This window comes from Fictibacillus sp. S7, from assembly GCF_004127935.1.
GTDB lineage: Bacteria > Bacillota > Bacilli > Bacillales > Fictibacillaceae > Fictibacillus_C > Fictibacillus_C enclensis.
The window spans coordinates 2,958,809-2,981,385 of record NZ_QJKL01000001.1 but is presented as its reverse complement, the minus strand read 5'-3'; the positions used below and the strand labels follow the sequence as shown (position 1 = coordinate 2,981,385).

The 22,577-nt window shown below is 39.6% G+C and carries 23 protein-coding genes and 1 pseudogene; 20 read left to right on the top strand and 4 right to left on the bottom strand.

Going from position 1 to position 22,577, the window contains the following annotated elements; all coding sequences use genetic code 11:
- The first annotated feature begins 33 nt into the window (after positions 1–33).
- The 11 genes from rpmJ to rpsI (DMO16_RS15405) all read left to right on the top strand — a co-directional run bounded on the left by rpmJ (position 34) and on the right by rpsI (DMO16_RS15405) (position 6,940).
- Positions 34–147, top strand: a complete 114-nt coding sequence (rpmJ, locus tag DMO16_RS15455; protein WP_007203526.1) for a 50S ribosomal protein L36 — start codon at positions 34–36, stop codon at positions 145–147.
- A 19-nt stretch (positions 148–166) separates the two neighbouring features.
- Positions 167–532: a 30S ribosomal protein S13 gene (rpsM, locus tag DMO16_RS15450; RefSeq protein ID WP_061975715.1), complete on the top strand. Its 366-nt coding sequence runs from the start codon at positions 167–169 to the stop codon at positions 530–532.
- A 19-nt stretch (positions 533–551) separates the two neighbouring features.
- Positions 552–950 (top strand): 30S ribosomal protein S11, encoded by a 399-nt coding sequence (gene rpsK / locus DMO16_RS15445; RefSeq protein ID WP_061975716.1) that lies wholly within the window; start codon positions 552–554, stop codon positions 948–950.
- Between the two features lie 176 nt (positions 951–1,126).
- Entirely contained in the window at positions 1,127–2,071 is a 945-nt protein-coding gene (locus tag DMO16_RS15440; protein ID WP_061975719.1) for a DNA-directed RNA polymerase subunit alpha, read from the top strand.
- A gap of 89 nt (positions 2,072–2,160) precedes the next feature.
- Positions 2,161–2,523, top strand: coding sequence for a 50S ribosomal protein L17 (rplQ, locus tag DMO16_RS15435; RefSeq protein WP_061975721.1), 363 nt, complete (start codon positions 2,161–2,163; stop codon positions 2,521–2,523).
- Between the two features lie 103 nt (positions 2,524–2,626).
- Positions 2,627–3,466 (top strand): energy-coupling factor ABC transporter ATP-binding protein, encoded by an 840-nt coding sequence (locus tag DMO16_RS15430; protein ID WP_129478531.1) that lies wholly within the window; start codon positions 2,627–2,629, stop codon positions 3,464–3,466.
- Positions 3,442–4,314: an energy-coupling factor ABC transporter ATP-binding protein gene (locus DMO16_RS15425; protein WP_061975725.1), complete on the top strand. Its 873-nt coding sequence runs from the start codon at positions 3,442–3,444 to the stop codon at positions 4,312–4,314. The genes DMO16_RS15430 and DMO16_RS15425 overlap by 25 nt, the downstream gene beginning before the upstream one ends.
- Entirely contained in the window at positions 4,308–5,111 is an 804-nt protein-coding gene (locus tag DMO16_RS15420) for an energy-coupling factor transporter transmembrane component T family protein (protein ID WP_061975727.1), read from the top strand. The genes DMO16_RS15425 and DMO16_RS15420 overlap by 7 nt, the downstream gene beginning before the upstream one ends.
- Before the next feature lie 15 nt (positions 5,112–5,126).
- Complete coding sequence (gene truA, locus DMO16_RS15415) at positions 5,127–5,867, top strand: tRNA pseudouridine(38-40) synthase TruA (protein WP_061975729.1); 741 nt, start codon at positions 5,127–5,129, stop codon at positions 5,865–5,867.
- Between the two features lie 224 nt (positions 5,868–6,091).
- The gene (gene rplM, locus DMO16_RS15410; RefSeq protein ID WP_007203517.1) at positions 6,092–6,529 is read left to right on the top strand and encodes a 50S ribosomal protein L13; all 438 of its coding nucleotides are present in this window, start codon (positions 6,092–6,094) and stop codon (positions 6,527–6,529) included.
- Positions 6,530–6,547: 18 nt separating this feature from the next.
- A complete protein-coding gene (gene rpsI, locus DMO16_RS15405; RefSeq protein ID WP_061975732.1) occupies positions 6,548–6,940 on the top strand; it encodes a 30S ribosomal protein S9 in 393 nt (130 codons plus the stop codon).
- Between the two features lie 117 nt (positions 6,941–7,057).
- Here rpsI (DMO16_RS15405) and DMO16_RS15400 read toward each other — a convergent pair whose 3' ends face one another.
- Entirely contained in the window at positions 7,058–8,209 is a 1,152-nt protein-coding gene (locus tag DMO16_RS15400) for a site-specific integrase (protein ID WP_129478529.1), read from the bottom strand.
- Between the two features lie 52 nt (positions 8,210–8,261).
- Positions 8,262–9,218 (bottom strand): hypothetical protein, encoded by a 957-nt coding sequence (locus DMO16_RS15395; RefSeq protein ID WP_129478527.1) that lies wholly within the window; start codon positions 9,216–9,218, stop codon positions 8,262–8,264.
- A 122-nt stretch (positions 9,219–9,340) separates the two neighbouring features.
- Here DMO16_RS15395 and DMO16_RS15390 point away from each other — a divergent pair, with 122 nt between their 5' ends.
- The 4 genes from DMO16_RS15390 to DMO16_RS15375 all read left to right on the top strand — a co-directional run bounded on the left by DMO16_RS15390 (position 9,341) and on the right by DMO16_RS15375 (position 12,139).
- Entirely contained in the window at positions 9,341–9,553 is a 213-nt protein-coding gene (locus DMO16_RS15390) for a helix-turn-helix domain-containing protein (protein ID WP_129478525.1), read from the top strand.
- 22 nt (positions 9,554–9,575) lie between these two features.
- On the top strand, positions 9,576–9,854 hold the full coding sequence (locus DMO16_RS15385; RefSeq protein WP_129478523.1) for a helix-turn-helix domain-containing protein: 279 nt from the start codon (positions 9,576–9,578) through the stop codon (positions 9,852–9,854).
- Positions 9,855–9,867: 13 nt separating this feature from the next.
- Positions 9,868–11,421 (top strand): DUF3987 domain-containing protein, encoded by a 1,554-nt coding sequence (locus tag DMO16_RS15380; protein WP_129478521.1) that lies wholly within the window; start codon positions 9,868–9,870, stop codon positions 11,419–11,421.
- Positions 11,422–11,713: 292 nt separating this feature from the next.
- Positions 11,714–12,139, top strand: a complete 426-nt coding sequence (locus tag DMO16_RS15375) for a hypothetical protein (protein WP_129478519.1) — start codon at positions 11,714–11,716, stop codon at positions 12,137–12,139.
- A gap of 106 nt (positions 12,140–12,245) precedes the next feature.
- Here the strand turns inward: DMO16_RS15375 and DMO16_RS15370 are convergent, their stop codons facing one another.
- A complete protein-coding gene (locus DMO16_RS15370; RefSeq protein WP_129478517.1) occupies positions 12,246–13,910 on the bottom strand; it encodes a hypothetical protein in 1,665 nt (554 codons plus the stop codon).
- 30 nt (positions 13,911–13,940) lie between these two features.
- On the bottom strand, positions 13,941–14,429 hold the full coding sequence (locus DMO16_RS15365) for a Panacea domain-containing protein (RefSeq protein WP_129478515.1): 489 nt from the start codon (positions 14,427–14,429) through the stop codon (positions 13,941–13,943).
- A 541-nt stretch (positions 14,430–14,970) separates the two neighbouring features.
- On the opposite strand from DMO16_RS15365, the gene hsdR reads away from it, so the two are divergent.
- From hsdR to DMO16_RS15340, 5 genes and pseudogenes are all read left to right on the top strand, one after another.
- A complete protein-coding gene (gene hsdR, locus DMO16_RS15360) occupies positions 14,971–18,213 on the top strand; it encodes a type I restriction-modification system endonuclease (protein WP_129478513.1) in 3,243 nt (1,080 codons plus the stop codon).
- Positions 18,214–18,216: 3 nt separating this feature from the next.
- Positions 18,217–19,701: an N-6 DNA methylase gene (locus tag DMO16_RS15355; RefSeq protein ID WP_129478511.1), complete on the top strand. Its 1,485-nt coding sequence runs from the start codon at positions 18,217–18,219 to the stop codon at positions 19,699–19,701.
- The gene (locus DMO16_RS15350; protein WP_129478509.1) at positions 19,694–21,139 is read left to right on the top strand and encodes a restriction endonuclease subunit S; all 1,446 of its coding nucleotides are present in this window, start codon (positions 19,694–19,696) and stop codon (positions 21,137–21,139) included. The genes DMO16_RS15355 and DMO16_RS15350 overlap by 8 nt, the downstream gene beginning before the upstream one ends.
- A gap of 135 nt (positions 21,140–21,274) precedes the next feature.
- Positions 21,275–21,346, top strand: a pseudogene (rpsI, locus tag DMO16_RS15345) (30S ribosomal protein S9); the annotation flags it as partial.
- 121 nt (positions 21,347–21,467) lie between these two features.
- Positions 21,468–22,178, top strand: coding sequence for a DUF421 domain-containing protein (locus DMO16_RS15340; RefSeq protein ID WP_061975753.1), 711 nt, complete (start codon positions 21,468–21,470; stop codon positions 22,176–22,178).
- Positions 22,179–22,577: the final 399 nt, after the last annotated feature.

The following is a 22,577-nucleotide window of genomic DNA, read 5'->3' as shown; positions in this document are numbered from 1 at the left end:
ATCGTACTCCGTGACATAAGGAGGTTTAAAAAAATGAAGGTTAGACCATCAGTCAAACCCATTTGTGAAAAGTGTAAAGTTATTCGTCGTAGAGGAACTGTAATGGTGATCTGCGAAAACCCTAAACACAAGCAAAAACAAGGTTAATCTAAGGAGGTGCTACATTATGGCACGTATTGCAGGAGTCGACGTTCCACGCGATAAGCGAGTTGTCATTTCACTAACTTACATCTTTGGAATCGGTAAAGCGAAAGCTCAACAAGTTCTTGCTGAAGCTGGTGTATCTGAAGAAACTCGCGTTCGTGATCTTACAGAAGATGAATTGAATAAAATCCGTGAAGCAATCGACAAGATTAAAGTTGAAGGTGACCTTCGTCGTGAAGTATCCCTTAACATCAAACGTCTAATCGAGATCGGCAGCTTCCGTGGAATCCGCCACCGTCGCGGTCTTCCAGTTCGCGGTCAAAATACGAAGAACAACTCTCGTACTCGTAAAGGACCTCGTCGTACAGTAGCGAATAAGAAAAAGTAAGTAAAGGAGGTAAACTCTAATGGCGAAGCAACAACGTAAAACAAACACTCGTAAACGTCGTGTGAAAAAGAATGTTGAGACCGGTATCGCGCATATCCGTTCTACTTTCAACAACACAATCATTACGATTACTGATACACACGGGAACGCAATCTCTTGGGCTACATCTGGCCACATGGGATTCAAAGGTTCTCGTAAATCAACTCCATTCGCAGCACAAATGGCAGCTGAAACTGCTGGTAAGACTGCAATGGAAAATGGCATGAAAACACTAGAGGTTTCTGTTAAAGGCCCTGGTGCTGGCCGTGAAGCTGCGATTCGTGCCCTTCAAGCGGTAGGTCTAGAAGTAACAGCTATTCGCGATGTTACACCTGTTCCTCATAACGGATGCCGTCCTCCAAAACGCCGCCGCGTGTAACTTTAGTTACACTCTGCGGTATATTATATGTATAACCTGTCTATAATGGGTATGTATAATATAAGTTTTGGTGAAGAACACTAATTAGTTGTTTTAGTCGGGAATGCCATTGGGGAATTTCGGCTGGGCAATTCGCCCGAAGTCGAGGTTCGACGTTTGAAGGAGGGTTTAGTTGAATGATCGAAATCGAAAAGCCAAGAATTGAAACGGTTGAAATCAGCGACGATGCCACATATGGAAAGTTTGTTGTTGAACCACTTGAACGTGGATATGGTACTACACTGGGCAACTCCTTACGTCGTATCCTATTATCCTCACTGCCTGGTGCAGCTGTTACATCCATTCAGATTAATGGCGTGTTGCATGAGTTCTCTACAGTAGAAGGTGTGGTGGAAGATGTAACTACCATCATCCTTAACCTGAAGAAGCTTGCAATGAAGATTTATTCTGATGAAGATAAGACATTGGAAATAGATGTACAGGGTGAGGGAGTCGTTACAGCTGGTGATATTACACATGATAGTGATGTAGAGATTCTGAATCCGGATCTTCACATTGCCACTCTTGCGGAAGGTGCTCATTTCCAAATGAAGCTGAATGCGAGAAGAGGCCGCGGTTATGTACAAGCGGAAGGCAATAAGTCAGAAGATCTTCCAATCGGAGTTATTCCGGTTGATTCTATCTACACACCGATCTCCCGTGTGAACTACCAGGTTGAAAATACTCGCGTTGGACAAGTGACAAATTACGATAAACTCACATTTGACATTTGGACAGATGGAAGCATCCGTCCTGAAGAGGCAGTTTCTCTTGGAGCGAAGATCATTACCGAACATTTGAATATCTTTGTCGGACTAACCGATCAAGCGCAAAAAGCAGAAATTATGGTTGAAAAAGAAGAAGACCAAAAGGAAAAAGTTCTTGAAATGACGATTGAAGAACTTGATCTTTCTGTGCGTTCTTACAACTGCCTTAAACGCGCTGGTATTAATACAGTTCAAGAACTTGCTAATAAATCAGAAGAAGACATGATGAAAGTACGCAACCTCGGTAAGAAGTCTCTTGAAGAAGTTCAGGAGAAACTTGACGAGCTTGGGCTTTCCTTACGTGCTGACGATTAATCTGACAGACTAGAATTTGCTTTTTCACAGGTGACTGTTACTTGTAACAGCCTCCCTGTCTGCAAAAAGCACAGAAGGAGGGAATAGACATGGCATACCAAAAGTTGGGTCGTGTTTCAGCTGTTCGCCGCGCAATGCTGCGTGACTTGGCAACAGACTTAATTATCAACGATCGTATCGAAACAACAGAAGCGCGTGCTAAGGAAGTACGTAAATTTGTTGAGAAGATGATCACGCTTGGTAAGCGTGGAGACCTTCACGCACGCCGTCAAGCTGCAAGCTTCGTTCGCAACGAAGTAGCTAACGAAGAATCTGGCCAAAAGGCACTTCAAAAACTATTTAGTGACCTTGGACCTCGTTATGCAGAGCGTAATGGTGGTTACACTCGTATCGCTAAGATCGGTCCTCGCCGTGGTGACGGTGCACCAATGGTCATCATTGAATTAGTTTAATAATGAATAAAGGGCGGGACAGGGTCATTACGATCGTTTCTTGCCCTTTTTTTATGTTTTAAATGGCATTTATCAATAGAGCTGAGCTGAGGGGGAGAAAAACGTGAAGGAACTCATTACAGTTAACAACGTTTCCTTCCAGTACCCGAGTGAGGAAGACTTGACTCTGACAGAATTGAGCCTCTCGGTGTACAAAGGAGAATGGCTGGCGATCGTCGGCCATAACGGTTCTGGGAAATCTACATTGGCCAAGCTGCTCAATGGACTTCTTCTGCCTACCTCAGGAGAAGTTAAGGTAGAGGACTATACAACCGCAAATGAAAAAGAGCTCTGGGAGATCAGAAGGCGGGTCGGCATCGTTTTTCAGAATCCGGACAACCAGTTTGTCGGGACAAGCGTAAGAGACGATGTGGCATTCGGCCTTGAGAACTTTGGAGTGCCCCGTGATGAAATGATCGAGCGCATACAAACGAGTATTGCCCGAGTGAACATGCAGGACTTTATCGAGAGTGAGCCCCATCATCTTTCTGGAGGGCAAAAACAGCGAGTGGCCATTGCAGGCATTATCGCCCAAAAGCCATCCATCATTATTCTGGACGAAGCGACGTCCATGCTTGATCCGATGGGCCGCAAGGAAGTTATTGATACAGTGAAACAGCTGAATGAGGAAGAAGGAATTACCGTCATTTCCATCACTCATGACCTGGAAGAAGCCGTACGCGCTGACAGGGTGATTGTGATGAAACAAGGAGCCATTCTGGCGACCGGCAGTCCACGGGAAGTGTTTCAGAACGAAGCGCTGCTGCTGAGTGCAGGGCTTGATCTTCCATTTTCGCTTAAACTTGGACTGGCGCTCAGGGACTATGGCGTCAGCCTGAAAGAACAACATTTGACACAGGAAGAATTGGTGGATGCATTATGGACATTAAAATCAGCGGATTGACCCATCGCTACAAAGCAGGAACGCCCTTTGAGCGGCTTGCCCTCCATGATGTCAGCCTGTCCATCCCCTCGGGGACATTCCTTGCTGTCATCGGCCACACCGGTTCAGGCAAATCAACCTTGATTCAGCATTTGAATGGGCTATTAAAGCCATCTGAAGGAACCATTAAAGTAGGGGACCTCACGATTGCTGCCGGAGGAAAGAAAAAACAGCTGAAGGCACTCCGCAAACGGGTGGGAATTGTCTTTCAATATCCTGAACATCAGCTGTTTGATGAAACGGTGGAAAAAGACGTTATGTTCGGACCGATGAACTTTGGCCAAAGCGAAGAGGCGGCCAGAGCGGCAGCGCATGAGATGATTAAGCTTGTCGGACTTCCTGTCGAGGTGCTTCAGAAGTCACCCTTTGATCTCAGCGGAGGACAGATGCGCCGGGTAGCTATAGCCGGAGTGCTCGCCATGGAGCCTGACGTCTTGATTCTGGATGAACCGACAGCGGGCCTTGATCCGCGTGGAAGAAAAGAAATTATGGATTTGTTCCGTACCCTTCATGATCAAAGGAACATGACGACCATCCTTGTCACGCATTCCATGGAGGATGCGGCTTATTATGCAGACCGCATTCTTGTTATGGAAAAAGGGTCCACCTATCTTGAAGGGACCCCCGCTGAAATCTTTGCTAAACGGGAAGAACTTCAGGCGGTCGGCCTGGATGTTCCTGAAACCGTTCAGTTTTTGCTGAGGTGGCAGGGGAAGACCGGTAAACCGGCAGAGATGTCGTCATTTACCATTGAGGACACAGCCAAGGCCATCTCTGCCGACTTTGGCAAAGGAGGGTCCACATGTTAGATAATGTGATCATCGGCCAGTATATACCGGGCACCTCCGTACTTCACAAAATGGATCCGCGGGCGAAGCTTCTTGGCATCTTTGTGTTTATCTTTGTTGTCTTTTTGGCTAACAACTGGCTGACCTACGGGATCCTCGGTGTGTTTGCAGTGGCTGCGATCCTGTTGTCGCAAGTCTCACTCCGTTATATGTATAAAGGCCTGAAGCCGATCTTTTTTATTGTAATCTTTACGTTCGTCCTGCACATCCTTATGACCAAGCAGGGAGAGGTGGTCTATGACCTGGGATGGCTGAAAATCTACAACGGCGGGGTGAAGCAGGGTGTCTTCATTTCCCTGCGGCTGGTGTATCTTGTCCTTGTCACATCTCTTTTGACATTGACGACCACACCAATCGATATTACGGACGGACTTGAATACCTGCTGGCCCCGTTTAAAAAGATCAAGCTCCCTGTTCACGAGTTTGCTCTTATGATGTCAATCTCCCTCCGTTTTATTCCGACCCTGCTTCAGGAGACAGAGAAGATCATGAAGGCCCAGATGGCCCGTGGTGCGGAGTTTACCGCAGGACCAATTAAAGAGCGGGTCAAAGCCTTTGTGCCGCTTCTGGTACCCTTATTTATCTCTTCATTTAAGCGGGCGGAAGACCTGGCTCTGGCCATGGAAGCACGCGGCTACCGTGGAGGAGAAGGAAGGACAAGGCTCCGTGTTCTCCACTGGAGGTTCAGGGATACAGGAGCGCTTTTGCTGCTGGTGATTCTGGCGGCTGTGCTGGTTGTTTTAAGGACGCATGGGTAAAGGAGAGTTTGAGGTATGCAGCGCTGGAAAGCGACCGTAAGCTACGACGGCACTCAATTTGCCGGGTATCAGGTCCAGCCTGGAGCCCGCACGGTTCAGGGGGAGATTGAAAAAAGCCTGTCCAAAATGCATAAAGGGACCTCTGTAAGAATTTCCGCTTCCGGAAGAACGGATGCAGGGGTACATGCCATCGGGCAGGTGTTCCACTTTGACAGCCCGCTTGCCATTGTCCCGGAACGATGGCAAAAGGCGGTGAATGCCCTGTTGCCGGCCGACATTCGTATCCTGGAAGTGGAAGCAGTGCCTTTGGACTTTCATGCGCGTTTCAGTGCGGTAGAGAAGGAATATCATTACCGGCTGATGACAAGCGGCGAACCGGATGTTTTTCGGCGGAACTATGCCTCCCATTTCCCTTATCCACTGGATCATACGGCGATCCAGGAAGCCATGGGGATCTTCATGGGCACCCATGATTTTACGTCGTTTTCCTCGGCCCGCTCGGAAGTGGAAGATAAGGTAAGGACCATTACCATGTTTGAGCTGGTAACAGCGGGAGACGAGCTTATTTTTAAAGTGCGGGGCAACGGCTTTTTATATAACATGGTCCGGATAATGGCCGGTACGCTTTTGGATGCCGGACAGGGCAAAATTCAGCCGGAGGAAATCCGTTCCATGCTCGCGGAAAAGGACAGAAGCGCCGCAGGTAAAACGGCACCGCCGCACGGTTTGTACTTATATCGCGTCACCTATAAATGATGCGAAAAATACTCTCGGAAATTTCGCGACACACTTGACATCGTTGTTTATATGTTATAAGATATTCTTTGGTATTTCTAAGATTATCTCCCTGCCCCGGAAGGTAATCCGGTGAAATGTTTAGTAATTAAAAATGTTCAGCTGACCGTAATTTACAGTGAGTGGAACAGCACCCATAAAAAAATTAAGCGATTTAGCGAATGAAGATACAGGAGGGAAAATTCATGCGTACGACATTCATGGCGAAAGCTTCTGAAGTAGAACGTAAGTGGTTGTTGATCGACGCTGAAGGAAAGACTTTAGGTCGTCTTGCAAGTGAAGTTGCAGCAATCCTTCGCGGAAAACACAAACCAACTTTTACACCACATGTTGATACTGGGGATCATGTAATCCTAATCAACGCTGAAAAAATTCATCTAACAGGTAAGAAGTTAAGTGACAAGATTTACTACCGTCACACTGGACATCCAGGTGGACTTCGTACAAGAACTGCATTAGAAATGCGTACAACTCGTTCTGAGCAAATGCTTGAACTAGCGATCAAAGGTATGCTTCCTAAGAACAGCCTTGGCCGTCAAATGATCAAAAAGCTTCACGTATATGCTGGAGCTGAGCACCAACATCAAGCACAAAAGCCAGAAAAATACGAATTACGCGGATAATAAAAGGGAGGTATTCACGTGGCACAAGTACAATATTACGGTACTGGGCGTCGTAAGCACTCCGTTGCTCGCGTACGTTTAGTTCCTGGTGATGGCCGTATCGTAATCAACGGTCGCAGCATTGACGAATATTTCGGTTTGGAAACACTAAAACTTATCGTAAGACAACCACTTAACGAAACAGCAACAGAAGGTAACTACGACGTTCTTGTTACTGTTCAAGGTGGAGGATATACAGGACAAGCAGGAGCGATCCGTCATGGTATCTCTCGCGCTCTTCTACAAGCTGATCCTGAATTCCGCGGCAACCTTAAAGCTGCTGGATTCTTGACTCGTGACGCTCGTATGAAAGAACGTAAGAAATACGGTCTTAAAGGCGCTCGTCGTGCACCACAGTTCTCAAAACGTTAATTCTCAACGTTTGGAAGGCTCTCAACCATTTTGGTTGGGGGTCTTTTTTATACATAAAAATCGTTTCTGACCACATTTTGACCACGGAATATATTTTCGAGTTAAATTGATCACCAGTTATAGCTCGATGTACCTTTGGAATTTCTCTGCCGTTTGCTCCTTTAGCGTATCTGTAACGTGTGTATATATGTTCATGGTCATTTTGATATCTGTATGCCCTAACCGCTCCTGCACTTCCTTTATGCTGGCTCCCGCTTCGAATAGGAGAGAAGCATGAGTGTGCCTTAAACCATGAATGGTAATCCTTTGGAGTTTATGTTTTTTAATTATGATATCGAGTTTTTCATTAAGATAGGCCAGCCTCATTGGTGTACCGTTCTCTCGTGTAAAAACCACATTTTGATGCTTGATATTACCACCGCTTGCTAAGAGGCCCTCATTTTGCTTTGTACGCCATTTTTTCAGCAATTGGAGGGTATTCCTGTCCAAACTGATTAAACGTCGAGATTCCTTAGTTTTGGGCGTTTGAAATACGAAGCTGCCTTCGTTTTGAAAAAGAGTTTTTGCTAAACGAATAGATCCATCATTAAAATTAATATCATCCCATGTAAGAGCCAATAACTCACCCTTCCTTGCTCCCGTATAAATCAAAAGATGAAATAGTACGTGATCCCGGAACTGCAATTCACGTTCCGTAGTCATCAGAAATTTTTTAATTTCGTCTTTTCTCCAATAATTTCTTTCCGCTTCATTATGATCGCCGCTAACCATTTCTTTTTGATTTCTCGGTACACTGACATGCTCCATTGGATTTTTTGAAAGGATATCCATTTTTATCGCGTATTTAAATACCTGATTGGCCTGAATTTTTATATCGTTTACTGATGTTATAGACTCTGCTATATCATTAATCATCTTCTGGCAATAAGCCTTGGTTATATCCTTTATTTTTAATTTTCCGAAGCGGGGTAGGATATGCCTCTTGAATTTAGATTTAATTGTTTTTTGAGTACTGGCCTTGATGGTTTTGCTGTGATTAGTGAACCAATCGTTGAATACTTGATCGAAGGTATAATTATTATGGTTCACTATATTGCCATTCAATATTTCAAGTTGAAGCGATTGAGCCGCTGACTGAGCTTCCTTTTTAGTTTTAAATCCTCGACGTGTTGTTGTTTGACGTTTGCCTGTCGTAGGATTAATTCCGGTATCCATTTTGAATAACCATAGCTGTCCTTGTTTGGTTGTATATTTTTGAAATGATGCCATAATACACTCCTGATTGTTATTTGTTTTGCCGCTTCTTTGTTATTGTCCTTCATTAGACAAACCAGTTTTTAACTTCGCTAATTGGCCTTCCAATTGATTCTGCCACTTCCTCAATAGATCGTCCCTTACTATTTACAGCTTTTCTGGCACGACTTTTCATCTGATTATAGCTATTTTGACAGGAACTGTGGCTTCCATAATTTAAAGGAGGACAAAATCTGCCATTAGGTTTTCTTGGTACAAACAAAGATCCACAATTCATACACTTACGAAATTGCTTACCCTGTGTCATTGCTTCACGGATTTGATAAAAAACAGCCCCCAATAATGAGGTGGAAGAAAATGATGGTAAAGGCTCTTCTTCTTGACCTAGGTTAATGCTCGGTGAGACAAATCTGAGCCCTCTGTTTACCAGTCTTATATTTTTTCTTTTAAGTACCTTTATTTCTTGAAGTAGGGATTCATCGTTTGTTTGTTCATATAACTTTTCTTTTAAAGGAACTTCGTTGAAGTATTCATCGATGATCATCTGAATAATTGCAGTATTTCGTTTAAACTCTTCATACGATTCAAGAAGGTTAATAAGCACTTCTTCTTTAACCTCAAGTTTTAAAGGATCAGCGGTTAAGTGAAGCTGGTTATTTAAAACGCTTTGACCATATAAACCGTATTTATTGCAAAATTCCAATGTCTCATCCTGATCGTAAAAATTTAAATTTGCTAATTCTGGTAATAAATCGTCGTCATCAAAAGGATTATAGTATGTCGGGTTTTTAAACATGTGTTTAAACTCTCTGATTGTGAGATCTGGCTTAGACCTAAGATCCGGTTGTTGTAGAAACCATGCAGCAATAATTGTTGGAGTACCTTGGTATTCAAAAATTTCGTAAGGTGCATGGACAGGAAGTTTTGTCGTAAATAATGCATCTTCTAATTCAGGAGGATGAATGATCTTCTTTTTTAAATTCTCTGCATTTTCAATTGTTTTTGCGGATTTTACTCTTTTCAAATAATTTACCACCTTTCGATTAGAGTAAGAGGCATAGTAAGCGGCAAAACTATTTTTACCTCTTACATTTGAATGTACTATAAAGATATAGCTTTAGCAACAACAAAAGGAGGTAAGGTCGAATGAACAAGTTAGAACATACTCGAAGGAAGCTCGGTTTGTCGCAAACTCAACTGGGTCTTAGATTGGGGATTCATCCTACCAATATAACTATGGTTGAACGTGGGCATAGGAGAGCATGGCCAAAATTAAGAAAGCAGCTTGCAGAGGCACTCGGGGTTGTTGAAGAAGATTTATTTGATGATTATGGGAACTTGAAAAAATTTGAGTACTAAAGCTGGATAAGGGAGGACCAAAATGCATTTCAAATTAGAAGTACCAGAAGATACGTTGTTGGTTAGCCGTTCAGATTTAAAGGAAGCTCTTCGAGAGCTTTTAGAAGAGACAAAGAATAATTCACCAGAGGAAGAAATCATGACCATAAGTGATGCAGCAGCATACTTGAAGGTAAGTATTCCTACAGTTCGCAACTTGATTAGCCGAAAAGAAATTCCTTTTTTTCAAAGAGGACAAGTCATACGCTTGAATCGAATGGATCTCAAAGAATGGATGAAAACAAATTCAAGAAAGGGTTAAGGGGGAGATTTATATGAATGAAAAAGAAAAAGAGGCTGCTCATCACTCGGGAGAACAACCTCAAATTACTACACATGAGAAAAGTATATCACATTTGAGTAACCTGGCCACTGCAGATCCATTAGTAAATGAAATACAGGAAGAGGCTAAAACATTAGCGTTCGCTGAAACTCATGGCTTTCCCATCGATTTTTTCCCAGAACGAGTCTTGAATTTTATCAAGGATACCTCAAAAGCTTTATCTTGTCCCCCGGATTTTGTAGCGATGGGGGTGCTAGTATGCGCGAGCGTTGCTATAGGAAATGGAGCAGCCTTACAATTAAAAAAAAGTTGGATAACAGGGGCAAGTCTTTATTGTGGAATTGTAGCTGAACCTGGAAGTGCAAAAACTCCAGCTTTGTCAAAGGCAGTGCAACCTCTTTATGATTTGCAAAAAGAAAACTTTGTTGAGTATGAAGGCAAATTGGCTGATTATGAATTGGAAAAGGGTAGGTATGATAAAAGGCTTGAACAATGGAAGGAAGGTTTAGTAAATGAGGTCGGTTCAGACTTAAACAAGCCTAAACCACCCCAAAAGCCCAAACTTAAGCAAATTGTCTCAGTTGATTCTACAATGGAAGCTTTACAGGAGATTCTTCTAGTGAATCAAAGAGGAATATTGAAATCTCATGATGAATTGCTTGGTTTCATTAAAAGCTTGAATCAATACCGTGCGGGTGCTGACAGACAGTATTATTTATCGATGTATTCAAATGAAACAATTGTTATTAACCGAAAGGCAAAGGACCCGATTGTAATTCCAAAACCGTATGTAAGCATTATTGGTGGAATACAGCCAGAGATGATTGAAGAGTTAATAAAAGAAGGGGGTGAAGGAGTGTCAAAAGATGGTTTTATTGACCGATTTTTATTTTGTTACCCTGAGCCTGTTCCCTCAAACTGGACTGATGATGATGTAAGCGATGATGTGATAGAGGGTTACAGTGATGTAATTCAAAAGCTCTATTTTTCTTTAGATGAAAAGTTACCAAGCATATTCGAATTTGAGCAAAAGGCAAAAGAGGCTTTTACGTTGTGGTTTAATGCAACAGAAGATCAAACAGGGGAAGCGGGATTTCCAGACGCGTTAAAAGGCATATGGAGAAAGCTAAAAGGCCTACACCCAAGAATATTGTTAATCATGCACCTATTGGAGTGTTCAGATGGTAACGGAGAAATAAAGGAAGGGTCAATCCATGAAGATACAGTAGTGAATACCAACTATATTATGGATTATTTTAAGATACAGGCTAGAAAGGTATTTCAAATAACCCATTCAAGCTACCATGAAAAAAGGGCATTAAAGTTGATGGAGTATGTTCGTAGGAAAGGAAAAAAAAATGAACAAGGCCTGTCAATACGCATTAATTCGCTGAATAGGGGGAAAGTGTTTGGAAGAAATACAAATATTAATATGATTGAGGAAACAATTGACTATATTCTGAAACAGGAACTTGGAGAGGTTCACCAATACACTATTAAGAATGGTTTTATTCGTGAATTCATCTTGTATCAAAAAAATGTATAGTTCGATGTTTTGTGACAACAGAGGTGTAGAACATGTATAAGGAAAGTGGAACAGATGGTCAACACTACAAAGCCTGATTAAAAAAGGATTATCATACATCGTGGAACACTCGAACTTAGATAGCCAAAAGTACATAAACATACTTGGATTTGGTTATACGTGTTCCACGGGTGATTTGCCTTTACTGGCTGTAAGTGTCAAAGAGGTTGACCTGCTAGTCTACGGGTTCTACCCAAGCCAAGTAAGTAAACCTAGATAGTGGGGAACTATGAATAAAAAGGAGTGTGTATGGATGGTTCAGTTTTCGAAAATGGAACAGAAGGAGCTATTTATTGAATACCGCGCACGAGAAATACCATATGAACAGATTGCAAAAGAAATTGGGGTAAGTAAGCCAACACTGCTTAAATGGGGACGAGAACTTGAAGTTGAGATTGGAAACTGTCGGGCAATGGAATTAGAACTATTACAGGAAAAATATTTTGTCTCAAAAAGAACAAGAATTGAGCTATATGGAAAGCAATTAAATAGATTATCCACCGAGTTAGACAAGCGGGATTTTTCTGGACTATCTACTGAAAAGTTAATTGAATTACAAATGAAAATCATCTCAAACTTAAAACAAGAAGAAACACCTATTCATCTAAAAGAGAAAAGAAGCATTGAGGATACGCTTTTCAGTGATCTTGATACAAGTGTTGTAGAATGGAGAGCTTAATACACGTAATTATAAACCAAAAGTTTACCTGTTTTTAACCAAATTATAAGTTAAGAAGCGGCTGTTAATGATTGATTAACGGCCGCTTTTTCAGGGTAAAATTGATCTAGGACTTACTTATATATTGATGTTTTAATGCGACTAACCCGTACTCTTTATGTAGATCAATAACTTTATCCCTAATATACTCAATAGGTGTTTCAAATTCAAAATCTTCAAATTTTAAAGCGGGAAGTGGGTTTTCCATTTTAAACCGCTGTTGGTGACCTAACATAAAAACTAATTTTGAAAAACAATATTCAAAAGAAACTGAGCTGAACGGTATACTTATCATAAAGTCAGTAATCATTTTTTTATCAAGGTTTGAGCAAAATTCTGTAAATTCATAACCATTAAAAACTGGCCTATTATTGAGATGTTGATAAATTTCTTCAACAGTGCTTTTAAGAATGGGTGCATCTGTATTAAGTATAATCATTTTTATGAGATGTCCAGCGCATTTATAATGACCAAGTTCAATTGCCTTAGTTGAACATAAAAGGAAAATTTTAGTTACCGATTCTATTCTTTCTGATGTTTGCTCGAGTATTAGATTAACGGTATCCGTTAGAAGTTTAATATCATTTTTATTAATTGCTTCAATTAGAAAGGCTGAGTACAAGGTAAAAACTTCCTCGCTCGTAAATGATCCAGAAGAGCTTGAGTCAGCTTCATCAGATAAATTCTTCATATTTCTTAGCAACAGCATTTCATCCCAGTATTTATTATTACTTAAAGTAAAGGTTAGAGATTTTACTGTCTGAATATATGAGTAACGAAAAGAGTTTAAAACTTGTTGGAAATCTTTAAGATTAACCCTTTCTGTAATAAGATATGCCTTATTAAAGGTTTCTGTAAAAACATAAGGGCCAATAGTTGCACTATTGAAAAAGGTAATTAAGGTTTCTAAGTCTTTACTTTTCCCGTTTTTTGAGGAATACTCTGTTAGTAATTCAATATTTCTGAGTATACTATTATACACGTTGAGAAACTCCCCCAATAAATTTAATGAAGCAATATGCTCAAGGTTTAACTTAGTTGTGATTTTTATGAATTCATCTAACTCTTTAATTAATAACGAGAGGTTCTCAGAGAATTCTTTTGGAAGGTTATACTTTATTTTTGACATTAAAATTTGTGAAGTAATCTGAACGCTAATATCAATGGAGCCGAATCTTTTCGATAATTTCTTTTTTAATTTTTTATCTACCATTACCCATCTTTTTTGCCAGTATTTCTGAAACAGGCTCCATTTTGAATTAATTGCTTTTTGATATAAATCGTTGGACTTCCTTTGCTTAATGGTAAGGATCTCTCCTGTTTTTTGATTGTCTTTTATTATTGAATCTAAATTATTGTCAAAAACATGAAAGATGCTAACAGAATTAAATATTTCAAAATATAGTATTAATAATAAAATCCCCCAGCCTAGGGATAATACAATTAAAAGAACATCAAAAAATAAATTCTTGAATTTCAAAAAATGGTCTAAATAAAAGAATAATGAAATAGCAATTGAAAATATGATAAATGTTAAAGCAGCGCCGCTCAACTTTTTAGATCGTAAGTAAGAGTATGTAATATCTTTTCTTTCTTTATAGGCAAATAAATATATGGTCATGCTTAAAGGTATAATTATTCTTAAAAATGCCGGTAAATGAACTTTTAAAAGGTCTGCATTCGAGGATAAAAAATTAGTAACAGTGGTGACTACAGATAAAATTAAATACACATAATTCCCCCCTTAAAAAAACGGCCCTTATTAGGCCGTCACTGGTGAAGCAAAGTATTCAAAGATGGATTTTTTAGTTATCGTAGTGTTTGTAGAAATAAAGGGTGGTAAATCACCGCGAATATCTTTCCATGGACCGTTTTCATGAGTGATATTCTCAAGTTCTTTCCCATTATATTGTTTATATTGATTCCAAACTCTTTCCAGTATATCGAGATAATATCTGTTTTCTTGCTCCTCAACATTTTCAATTATATCAATTATGTTTTCTGTACCCTCTTTAGAGATCTCCATAAATTTGTAGTCGCTGTACTTAAAATATACTTCAGGAACAACAGGTCCGTGTGCCCAAGCTTTTATTTCATCTTCAAACAATGGTGTGTTGGGCCCATGCTCAGCTAAATATTCCCCTTGGGCAAAATACAATAGTTTTTGCAGTTTTAAGTTAGTAATATTTTCTTTGGTTCCGGGGATGCTCATAAAAATAAAATATTGGGCTACTTGTTGTGCCGTTAACATTTTAAATCCCCTCCTTCATATTGTAATAATTCGACATTTATAAAAAAATCCCTGCTGTTATTAAAAATTATAATTACCCTTTATTTTTAAAAATTATGTTTAAATTATTGCATTCTGTGCATATAATAGCAAGATATTCTTATTGTGGTATCAACAACAGGTTTTTATACAATATATGGAATGTTTTAAAAAGCGCTTGTGCAAATGGAATATTTTTATCAGCTCTGTTTCAATTATATTTTGGATTATCAGATTTAGGATTTTAAAATTTAATTTTTTATTTTAATGACATGAGAATACCATTGTTATCGTACCTGTAAGGAAAATATTGTCCTTTATAACATACGAAGATCTTGGGATTATAAAATCGGAGATGTTCAATTGCAAAAATTATATAACGATTAAAAAACGAGAAGTGTAAATAATCCCCCCTACACCAAAATGGTTAGGGGTTTTTATATTAAATTAAAACCAATTCATTTCATACCCGCTTTTTATTGGATATAATTAGGTATATTTACAACCAAGGGGTGTAAGTGTGATGACAAACGGCAATTTTCATTTCCTTTCAACTAAATGGGATATCCTGGGGAACTTAGGAGAAACCGCAGAAAGAAATGTTTTTATAGACCCGAACACAACCTTGATGAAGCTCCGCGTGTTTGCTGAGACGTTAACAAAATTTGTATTGGCATATGAGGGAATAAAGGAAACTTATGATACAAAACAAACTGATCGGATACAAGTACTTCGAAGAGAAGATCTTATTACTCAGGAGTTAGAGGACATCCTTGAGACAATTCGTAAAAAAGGTAATAAAGCTATGCACGAGGGATATGGAACTCAGCTGGAAGCAAAGACTTTAGTTCATATGGCTTTCCGGCTCGCTGTTTGGTTCATGCAAGTTTATGGATCATGGGATTTCACAGAACCAGGATACAAGGAGCCAGTTCCAGAAAATAAGGATGATCAGGATTCTCTCTTAAAATTGTCTGCTGCTTATGATGAAAAATTGGCTAAGCTTGAAAGTGAACTTCAGATGCTTCGACAAGCACAATCGTACATACCAGGTAGAGATAAGCAGCAAAGAAAGAAAGACGCAAAGAAATATGGAACCCATTTAAATTTAACAGAAGCTGAAACACGTATAAAAATTGATGTGCAATTACGCGATGCTGGATGGGAAGCAGACACAGAAAAGCTTCGATACAGTAAAGGTATACGTCCACAAAAAGGAAAGAATCTAGCTATTGCTGAGTGGCCATTAAAGAGAGGGTTTGCGGATTATGCCCTGTTTATTGGATTGGATTTTATAGGAATCATAGAAGCAAAAAGAATTAGTAAGAACATCCCCTCAGATATTGAACAGGCAAAAAATTATGCCCGATTAGTTGAGAGAAAGGGCGGGGAAGTCATTCTTCAACCCTATGGTGACTACTTCGTTCCATTTTTGTTTGCAACCAACGGCCAGCCGTTTGTAAAACAGTTTGCTGAGAAGTCGGGAATATGGTTTTTAGACGCTAGGAAATCAACCAATCATCCTCGTCCGCTTAAAGCTTGGTACTCTCCCCAAGGTTTAAAAGAACTATTGAAGCAGGATGTTGATCGAGCAAATCAACAGCTCCATGATGAAAATTTAGACTATCTAAATTTAAGACCATACCAAGAGGATGCAATTAAATCTGTGGAACGTGCTGTAAGTGATGAACAGCGCCATATTCTATTAGCAATGGCAACAGGAACAGGTAAAACAAGGATGGCCATCGGGCTCATCTATCGCCTTATTAAATATAAGCGTTTTAAGCGGATTTTATTTTTAGTCGACAGGACATCACTTGGGGAACAAGCAGAATCTGCATTTAAAGACTCGAAGCTGGAAAATTACCACTCATTCACAGAGATATTTGAGCTTCAGTCTTTGGAGGATAATAAACCTAATCCAGAAACGAAGGTACAGATTGCCACTGTTCAAGGAATGTTGAATAGAGTTTTATACTCCGACAACGATGAAGATAAACCAACTGTTGACCAGTATGACTGTATCATCGTTGATGAAGCTCACCGTGGGTACACACTTGATAAAGAAATGTCGGAGGTTGAAGAATTATTTAGGGACCATCAAGACTATGTAAGTAAGTATCGCCAGGTGCTTGATTATTTTGATGCAACAAAGATTGGTCTAACTGCTACGCCCGCTCTACACACTGTTGAAATTTTCGGAAAGCCAGTTTACACGTATTCATATCGAGAAGCTGTAATAGATGGGTATTTAATTGATCATGAACCGCCTTATCAATTTGAAACAGCTTTAAAGAAAACAGGAATAAAGTGGTCGGCAGGTGAAACTGTTGATGTATACAATACTCGAACAGGGGAAATTGAAACAGAGCTTCTGGAAGATGAGGTTAACATTGAGGTAACCAATTTTAACAGAACGGTCATCACAGAAAATTTCAATCGGGTTATCTTTGCTGAGTTAGCAAAGTACATTGACCCAACAAGTCCTGGAAAAACCCTAATCTTTGCCGCAACAGATGATCATGCTGATATGGTGGTTCGTATATTCAAAGATGAGTTAGAACAAATCCATGGGCCTATTGATGACAATGCTGTTATGAAAATTACAGGATCCATAAAAAATCCATCGCAAGCCATTAAACTTTATAAAAACGAACTGTTACCGAACATTGCAGTAACGGTTGATTTGCTGACAACAGGGATTGATGTTCCAGCTATTACGAATTTGGTTTTTTTAAGACGTGTTCGTTCTCGTATTCTTTATGAGCAAATGTTAGGTCGTGCAACGAGACGTTATGACGAGATTGGCAAGGATCATTTCTCCATTTATGATGCGGTTGGTATTTATGAATCACTAAAGCCTTATACAACAATGAAACCAGTTGTAACAAGTCCAAAAATTACAGTTCAGCAATTAGTGAACGAATTGAAACAAATAGAAGATAAAAACCAACAAGAGCAGCATAAAGAAGAGTTAATGGCAAAAGTTCAACGTAGGAAGCAGCATTGGCTGGAAAAGGACTATGAAGACTTTAAGGTCCTTTCAGGCGGTAAAACAGTCAATGAATTTATTGCCTGGATGAAACAAGCTGAACCGAAAGAGGTTGTAGAAAAGCTGACGACAAATCAAAACATTCTACGGTTTTTAGATGAAAACAGGGGGAGGCCTGCGCTTCAGTATATTTCCACACATGAGGATGAAATAAAAGAAGTAACTCGTGGTTATGGAGATGCAGAAAAACCAGAGGACTATTTGCAAAGCTTTAGTCAATTTATTAAGGAAAACATGAACTTAATACCAGCACTTCAGGTTGTTTGTACGCGTCCGAAAGAATTGACGCGCAATCAGTTAAGGGAACTAAGGATTGCTCTTGATCAAAAGGGCTTTACCGAAAAGGGCCTTCAAACCGCGTGGCGTGATACGAAGAATGAAGATATCGCAGCAGATATTATAAGTTTTATTCGACAGCAAGCTTTAGGGGACCCGCTCATCGATCATGAGGACCGCATTAAACAAGCAATGAAAAAAATTTATTCTATGAAACCATGGCCAAAAGTACAAAGATCATGGTTAGAACGTATTGAAAAGCAATTATTGAAAGAGTCTGTATTGGACCCTGACCCTGAGCAGGCTTTTAATGTCGAGCCTTTCAAAAGTCGGGGAGGCTACAAACAATTAAATAAGATCTTTAGTGGACAATTAGATGATATTGTTAGTAAAATCAACTATGCTTTATACGTTTATGATGAAAAGGAGCAAGCTTAAAGAATGGGCAACCAGCAGATTGTGCAGAAATTATGGAATTTATGTAATGTCTTACGTGATGATGGAATTACGTATCATCAATACGTGACAGAGTTAACATATTTGTTATTTTTGAAAATGATGAAGGAAACTAATAATGAAGAACCTATTCCAGAAGGATACCGTTGGGATTCACTGACAAATTTTCATGGGTTGGAGCTCAAAACCCATTATCAAAAGCTCTTGATTGATTTGGGCAACGAAAGTAACGATATCCTTAAACAAATTTATACTAATGCTCAAACAAACATTGATGAGCCTAAAAACCTTGAAAAAATTGTGCGTTCAATTGATGAATTAGATTGGTACAGTGCCAAAGAAGAGGGGCTAGGTGACCTTTATGAGGGGCTATTAGAGAAAAATGCGAGTGAGACTAAGTCTGGTGCAGGGCAGTACTTTACACCACGTGTTCTGATTGATGTGATTGTAAAATTGGTTAATCCACAACCTGGTGAGAGATGTAATGATCCAGCAGCTGGAACATTTGGATTTATGATTGCAGCAGATCGACATGTTCGTGAACAAACAGATGACTATTTTGAACTTGGACAAAAAGAAGCAGAATTTCAAAAATATAAAGCCTTTTCCGGAGTAGAATTAGTCAGAGATACTCACCGCCTTGCATTAATGAATGCCATGCTGCACGATATACAAGGAGATATTGTTTTAGGTGATACCTTATCTGATATAGGAAAAGACCTGAAAAACTTTGATGTAATCATGACTAATCCTCCTTTTGGGACGAAGCAAGGGGGAGAACGTCCAACTCGTGATGATTTAACATTTACATCAACCAATAAACAATTAAATTTCTTACAGCATATTTACCGCGCGTTAAAATCAGATGGGAGAGCGAGAGCTGCAGTTGTTTTGCCTGATAATGTCCTTTTTGAAAGTGGTATTGGTGCGAAAATACGTAAAGATTTAATGGATAAGTGTAATTTACACACGATACTACGTTTACCAACGGGGATTTTCTATGCCCAAGGTGTAAAAACAAATGTTCTTTTCTTCACTCGTGGTACTGAAGATAAAGGCAATACAAAGGAAGTTGGGGTATATGACCTACGTACTAATATGCCGAGCTTTGGAAAACGCACCCGACTAACTGAACAGCATTTTGGATCATTTATAAAAGCGTATAAAGCTTATGATAAGGTAAGTATAAATGATGAGCGGTTTACAGTCTTTACACGTGAAGATATAGAGAACAAAGGCAACAATTTGGATATTGGATTGATTGCTGATGAATCTTTGTCTATATACGAAAACTTAACGGATCCTATTGGGTCAGCTGAAGAGGCAATTGTTAAATTAGAACAAGCTGTTGAATTATTAAGTGAGGTTATTGAAACACTTCGTTCAACAGAGGCCCCGCCTATTTATAGATCTTCAATTAATAGTCAAAGTAGGGTAGCTGAAGCTACTGGAGTGGATAGGCATGAATAAACAATCAAATAAACAAAAGGCAGTTGAGGAACTATTAAACGACGTTTTAGTTTCAGAGGACGAACAGCCTTATAGTATACCGGATAATTGGGTGTGGATTAAAATAAAGGCTATAAATAAAGGTAAAAGATTAACCATACAACCAAATAAATTTCCAGATGAAATTTTTGAATTATATAGTGTACCCAGTTTTGATACAAAAAGTCCGGAATACATTACGGGCAAAGAAATTGCCTCTAATAAGCAGTTGGTGAATCCAAATGATATTTTGATATGTAAAATTAATCCTAGGATAAATAGAGTTTGGTGTGTAGAAAATGAGGTGAAACAAAGGCAGTTAGCATCAACTGAATGGATTGTAATTCCTGATACTAAGGTAACCAATCCAAAATACTTGTTGTATTTGTTCAGGTCTCCATTTTTTCGAAAGTTAATCACCTCTAATGTTTCTGGCGTAGGAGGTTCATTAACAAGAGCAAGGCCAAAAGAGGTAGAAAAATTTCCAATCCCTTTACCACCTATAAAAGAACAAAAGCGAATTGCTGACAAAGTTGAACGTCTTTTAAGTAAGGTTGACGAGGCAGAACAATTGATTGATCAAGCAAAGGAAACGTTTCAACTACAACAAGCAGCTATTTTGGATAAGGCGTTTCGTGGAGAACTGACTAATAAATGGCGCCGGGAAAACCCAAAAGCTTTAAATCCTTTAGCATTAAGTCCCGAAGCTAAACCTATAGAAAATTATTTTCCAAGCTCGTGGATTTTATCGAATTTTCAAAGCATAGCGTCTGATGAAAGGTACTCGCTTTCCATAGGGCCATTTGGAAGTAATTTGAAGGTTGCAGACTATAAAGATAGAGGTATTCCTTTAATCTTTGTTCGTAATATCAGAAGTTCCGATTATAATTTAGGAACTAAATTTATTACAGAAGAAAAAGCTCAGGAGCTAAAGGCACATACGGTTACTGCGGGTGATGTATTAGTAACTAAAATGGGGGATCCTCCAGGAGATGCTGATTTATGTCCTAATACAATAGAAAAGGCAATAATTACTGCTGACTGTATAAAACTGAGAGTGAATAAAGAAATAGTGAATAATAAGTTTATTATGTATGCTATTAGAAGTTCATTTGTAAGGCAACAAATAAGGGCGCATAGTAAAGGTGTAGCTCAACAAAAAATCACCTTGAAAATCTTTAAAGAAGTGGAAGTACCTATACCGCCTTATGAAGAACAAATTGAAATTGTTAATTTTTTAGATAATTATCTAAAAGCAGAAAAGGACATATTACAAAATTCTATGCAGGCCTTAGGTAAAATAGCTTCGTTAAAACAATCAATTTTAGACACAGCATTTCGAGGTCAACTTGGAATAAATGATCCTTCAGAAGAAAGTGCAATTGAGTTGTTAAAGGAAATGCTCCAAAAGCGAGCATGAATACATCCTGGGTGACCACATTCTGACCACTAATCATATTTAGGGATTTATAATCTGTTTATCATTAACGTTAAAAAAGCCCGATAATCAGGCTTTAATGTAAATTATATTCTTCCGTGTTTCTTCATATTTATTCCACAAATTAAAGAACGTAAGAAATACGGTCTTAAAGGCGCTCGTCGTGCACCACAGTTCTCAAAACGTTAATTCTCAACGTTTCAAAGGCTCTCAACCATTTTGGTTGGGGGTCTTTTTTATATTTTGCTCATGTTCCCGGCTCGATTCGCAAACAATAGGCATAACACCATTTTCCAACAGGAGGAACAGGATGTCTGAGATCATGGAAGTCTTTTGGCGGACGTTACTGGCGTTTACGCTGTTTATCGGAATTGCGCGTCTTCTCGGCAAACAGACGATGTCCTATTTAACGTTGAACCATTTTATTGCGGCTGCCACGCTTGGATCAATTACGGCAAACCTTGCCTTTAACCTGAATATCAAAACCTGGCACGCCGTTTTTGCGATGCTGACCTTTTTTGGTACCTCCATACTGGTCCTGGTCTTCACCGTCAAAAGCAGAAAAGCTCGCCGCTGGATATCGGGAGAACCTACCGTGCTGATTGAAGATGGTCACATTTTGGAAAAAAACATGGGAAAAGCGAAATTCACAATTGATAACTTAAACCAGCTCCTCAGGGAAAAGGGAATCTTTGATATGTATGAAGTGCAATATGCCATTCTTGAAACAAACGGCGGAATCTCCATTCAAAAAAAGCCGCCATTCCGCTCGGTTACCCGCCAGGATTTAAATCTGACGTTCCAAAAAGACTCACAGTTCCCGGTGGAACTCATCATGGAAAAAGAAATCCTTGGCGATAATCTGAAGGAGAACAAACTTTCCGAAGCCTGGCTGCAGGCGGAGCTCAAAAACAGAGGCCTGGCTCTTGAAGATGTGTATTATGCCGTACAGGGAACAAACGGCAATCTATATTTCGATTCCTACGCCGACCGACTGAAGGCGCCCATTGATAAAGAATAAGTTAAACGATCGTTTAAGTTTGCATGTTTAAACGGTCGTTTAATTTTGTTTTGTGCTTCAGCTTTTGAGATTTGTCCAGCTTCAACGCCTAGAGACTCGATCACTTCGCTCCTTATCAGAAAACAACAAGCGTTTTATGATAAGGCCCTCCAGTGCTTTTTGTCTCTGAACAGGCGTTTCAGCATTTCAGCATCCAGCTTCAGCGGCCAAAGACTCGATCGTTTCACTCTCTCACTACAACACAAAAAGCGTGTTGTTGTTCAAGAGTTCCAACGCTTTTCGTCTCTAAGCGGCCGCTTCAGCTTTTGAGATTATTCCCATCATTTACGCAGGATGATGCTCTTGTGTTTTGCAAAAGATGTAGGTAAGGGTGTACCCACTATATAGATATGTGATTGG